Origin of the sequence: Agromyces humi (assembly GCF_009720255.1) — a bacterium.
GTDB classification, from domain to species: Bacteria; Actinomycetota; Actinomycetes; order Actinomycetales; family Microbacteriaceae; genus Agromyces; species Agromyces humi.
In genome coordinates, this window is record NZ_WJSP02000335.1 from 1 (window position 1) to 4,085 (window position 4,085).

Consider the following 4,085-nt stretch of genomic DNA (forward strand, 5'->3'; position numbering starts at 1 on the left):
GCTGCGCGCCGCCGCGGCATCGGCGCGCTGCTCGTGCGCCACGTGCTGCGGCTCGCGCGCATCCGGTCGACGCCCCGCGTGGTGCTCAACACCGGCCCTGAGATGGTGGCGGCGCAGCGGCTCTACGACGGCCTGGGATTCGAGCGGTTGCACGAGCGCGAGTTCGTGTTCGAGCGGCCCGACGGGTCGAGCTTCCTCATGCTGGCCTACGGGCGCGACGTCGCCTGATCGCGACCGCTCACAGCCCCGGCATCCGTCGGCCCCGACGTGTGAGCGGCACGTGAGCCGCGTGTGAGCGCCGGTGGGGAGCATGGTCCACATGCACACCACCACACAGCACGGCCAGTGGGCCGTCGAGGCCGATGGCCTCGTCAAGGTGTTCGGCGCGAACCGCGCGGTCGACGGCGTCGACCTTCGCGTGGCGACCGGCACCGTCTACGGCGTCCTCGGGCCCAACGGCGCCGGCAAGACCACCACCATCTCGATGCTCGCCACCCTCCTCCGGCCGGACGCCGGCAGCGCGCGCATCTTCGGGCACGACGTGCAGCGCGAGTCGCAGGTCGTGCGCCAGCTCATCGGCGTGACCGGGCAGTACGCGTCCGTCGACGAGAACCTCTCGGCCACCGAGAACCTCGTGATCTTCTCGCGGCTGCTGGGCCACTCGCACTCCGCTTCCAAGGCGAAGGCCGCCGAGCTCCTCGAGGAGTTCGGGCTGGCGGATGCCGCGAAGCGTCCGTTGAAGAACTTCTCGGGCGGCATGCGCCGGCGGCTCGACCTCGCGGCGAGCCTCATCGCGCAGCCGCCGCTCATCTTCCTCGACGAGCCGACCACCGGACTCGACCCGCGGACGCGCGCGCAGATGTGGGAGACCATCCGCCGGCTCGTCGCGACCGGGTCGACGGTGCTGCTCACCACGCAGTACCTCGACGAGGCCGACCAGCTCGCCGACCGGATCGCGGTCATCGACCGCGGCCGCGTCGTCGCCGAGGGCACGGCCGACGAACTCAAGGCCTCCGTGGGCCAGTCGAGCCTCGAGCTGCGCCTCGCCGACTCGCGGGACGCGGACGACGTGCGCGTCGCCATCGGGCGCGTGCTCGGCGTCACCCCGACCATCTCGCCCGAGGCCGGACGCATCACCGCGCCCATGAACAACCCCGACCGCGTCACGGAGCTGCTCGTGACGCTCCGCGACGAGGGCATCCACCTCGCCGAACTCAGCGTGGCCAAGCCGACCCTCGACGAGGTGTTCCTGACGCTCACCGGCCACGGCGTCGAGGACGAGGAATCCGCTGCGGCCGACGCATCCGGCACCGAACTCGAAGGGAGCCGCGCATGAGCGCGATCGCCACCACCACCATCACGCCCGGCCACGCCCGGAAGCTGAGGAACCGCGTCAGCCTGCAGGAGTCGCTCTCGCACACCGTCACGATGGCGTATCGCGGGATCCTGAAGATCAAGCGCACGCCTGAGCAGCTGTTCGACGTCACCCTGCAGCCGATCATCTTCACGGTGATGTTCACGTACATCTTCGGCGGCGCGATCGCCGGGAACGTGCAGAACTACCTGCCGATCATCATCCCCGGCATCCTCGTGCAGACGGTCATCTCGACGTCCATCGTCACCGGCGTGCAACTGCGAGAGGACATGGACAAGGGCGTGTTCGACCGGTTCCGGTCGCTGCCGATCGCCCGCATCGCGCCACTGTCGGGGGCGCTGCTCGCCGACACGGTGCGGTACCTCATCGCCACGACGCTCACGTTCGCCATGGGCTACCTCATGGGGCTGCGTCCGGGCGGCGGGTTCGCCGGGGTCGTCGCCGCCTCGGTGCTCGTCATCGTCTGCGCCTGGTCGCTGTCGTGGATCTTCGCGTTCTTCGGCGTGATCGCGCGCAGCGCCTCGAGCGTGCAGGGCATCTCGATGCTCATCCTCTTCCCGCTGACGTTCCTCTCGAACGCGTTCGTGCCCGTCGACACCATGCCGGAGTGGCTGCAGTGGTTCGTCGACATCAACCCCGTGTCGCACATCGTGACCGCGGTGCGCGACCTCGTGAACGAGGGCATGGTCGGGCCCGAGGTGGGCTGGGCGCTGCTCGGCTCCGCTGTGGTCGTGGCCGTGTTCGCCCCGATGACGGTGAAGGCGTACATGCGGAAGGCGTGAGGCCGGACGGTCCTCAGGACGACGGAACGGGCGCTGCGATGAGTTCGCGCGCCCGTTCCGCGCATCCGTCGGTCGTGCGGGCGGCGGCGGCCGCGCGGGCCGCAGCGAGGCGCTCGGGGTCGACGCGGGCCTCGGCCTCCTCGATCAGCCGGCTCCGGCTCGGGCCCGGTGCATCCTGCCGTCCCGACAGGCGCTCGCCGACGGCGATCAGCTCGAGCCCGCGCTCCTGGATCCCGGCCTGGTGGAGCATCCAGGCCCCGAGGCCGACGGCGATCGTGCCCAGCACGGGCTTGTCGGTGTAGCCCGCACGCGCCCGGTAGGTCGCGATCGTGCGGTAGCGCAGGCGGTCGGCCCAGCCGCGCACCTCGTCGGCCGGCCAGCCCTCGAGGGCGCCATGCGCCGCGAAGCCGGCGAGCACGATGAGGTACCACGGCGAACCGCGTCGTCGCCCGTCGTGGAAGGCGTCGATCGAACGTCGGGCGAGCCGGAGCGCGTCGGCGTCACGGCCCTCGAGATGGGCGATCTCCGAGAGGCCCAGGTCGGCGATGGTCGACACCGCCATGCCGTCGGCCATCACCCGGTCGTCGTCGGCCATCGCCTCGAAGAGCGGACGCGCCTCGTCGATGCGTCCGTCGGCGAGCAGGGCGCCGGCGATCATCCAGTCCAGCTGGATGAGGTCCTGGTCGGCGCCCAGCGACTCGAGCCCGGTCCGGGCGCGACGCGCACGCCGGAGGGTCTCGAGCGGCCGGTTCGACTGGCTGGCGAGCTGCGCGAGCATCATCGAGGACATCGCCTCGATCCAGACGTCGCCCGTGCGGCGCGCCACCTCTGCGGCGCGCTGGGCGTGGCGTTCCGCCGCCTCGGGATCGCCCTCGTTCTCGGTGAGCTGGCTCAGCATGATGGAGCCGAGCGTCGCACTGTCGGGATCCTCCGACGCGGCCATCGCCTCGAGCCGCGCCAGGGACTCGGACTGGTCGGGCATCGCGAGCAGGAAGCTCCCCGCCGCATCGAGCCACGGCGGCATCGGATGCCCCTCCCGGGCGAGTCGCTTCATGCGCGCCGCGCCACGCGCGCCCGTCGTGGTGCCGTTCGCGAGGTGCGTGGCGGTGATCAGGGAGAGGGCGACCATCGCGGCGGCGGCGAGCTCGGGCGACGGACGCGTGTCACTCGTGCTGTCGAGCACGGCCGCGCCGAAGGCGAGGATCTCGGAGTGGGCGCTCCGCACCGTCCAGCGGTAGGCGAGCGCCGCGAACACGGGCAGCACGACGTCGCCGCGGCGTGCCGCGATCGCCCGGCGCAGCACCTCCACGAGGTTGTCCTGCTCGAGGTCGAGCTCTCGGAACACCTCGACCTGGCCGGGGCCCCGGACCAGGTCGAGGGCGCGGAGCGACAGGCGCACCGCCCAGGCGTCCATCGCCGCGAGGGCGTCGGCCTCGTCGCCGGATTCCGTGAGCTTCAGCTGGCCGAACTCACGCACCGTCTCGAGCATCCGGTAGCGAGGAGCGGTCGCGTCCGGCGCGTCCGAGACGGCGAGCAGGGACTGGGCGATGAGCCCGTCGAGCAGCCAGACGGCGTCGGCGGAACCGGTCAGCGCACCGGCGGCATCGAGCCCGAACCCGTCGGGGAACCAGGAGAGCCGGCACATCGCGCGGCGTTCGTCGGCGCTCAGCAGCGCCCAACTCCAGTCGATCACGGCGCGCAGCGTACGCTGCCGCTCGGGCGACGTGCGGTCGCCTCCTGCGAGGAGCGCGAAGCGGTTCTCGAGGCGCGCCTCGATCTGCTCGACGGTCATCGACCGCACGCGGGCGGCCGGAGTAGTCAATTCGGGTCATCGCCGCGGCATCCGGCGCGCACTATCGTGAGCACATGGTGGAATGGTCCGCCCCGGCGTTGCCGGCCGGCTGGACGACATCCGGACAGCCGCCGTT

General features: G+C 71.7%; 4 protein-coding genes. 3 read left to right on the forward strand and 1 reads right to left on the reverse strand.

Going from position 1 to position 4,085, the window contains the following annotated elements:
• The 3 genes from GH736_RS18450 to GH736_RS18460 form a co-directional block, all read left to right on the forward strand.
• Positions 1-228, forward strand: a 228-nt coding sequence (locus tag GH736_RS18450) for a GNAT family N-acetyltransferase (RefSeq protein WP_159605939.1), incomplete at its 5' end; no start/stop codon positions are given.
• Between the two features lie 91 nt (positions 229-319).
• Entirely contained in the window at positions 320-1,336 is a 1,017-nt protein-coding gene (locus GH736_RS18455) for an ATP-binding cassette domain-containing protein (protein ID WP_159605941.1), read from the forward strand.
• Positions 1,333-2,157: an ABC transporter permease gene (locus GH736_RS18460; protein ID WP_159605943.1), complete on the forward strand. Its 825-nt coding sequence runs from the start codon at positions 1,333-1,335 to the stop codon at positions 2,155-2,157. The genes GH736_RS18455 and GH736_RS18460 overlap by 4 nt, the downstream gene beginning before the upstream one ends.
• A gap of 13 nt (positions 2,158-2,170) precedes the next feature.
• Here GH736_RS18460 and GH736_RS18465 read toward each other — a convergent pair whose 3' ends face one another.
• Positions 2,171-3,949, reverse strand: a complete 1,779-nt coding sequence (locus GH736_RS18465) for an ATP-binding protein (protein ID WP_159605945.1) — start codon at positions 3,947-3,949, stop codon at positions 2,171-2,173.
• Positions 3,950-4,085: the final 136 nt, after the last annotated feature.

Coding starts and splice junctions, on each gene's coding strand:
- GH736_RS18455 (WP_159605941.1), top strand. CDS start 320: ATGCACACCACCACACAGCACGGCCAGTGGGCCGTCGAGGCCGATGGC.
- GH736_RS18460 (WP_159605943.1), top strand. CDS start 1,333: ATGAGCGCGATCGCCACCACCACCATCACGCCCGGCCACGCCCGGAAG.
- GH736_RS18465 (WP_159605945.1), bottom strand. CDS start 3,949: ATGACCGTCGAGCAGATCGAGGCGCGCCTCGAGAACCGCTTCGCGCTC.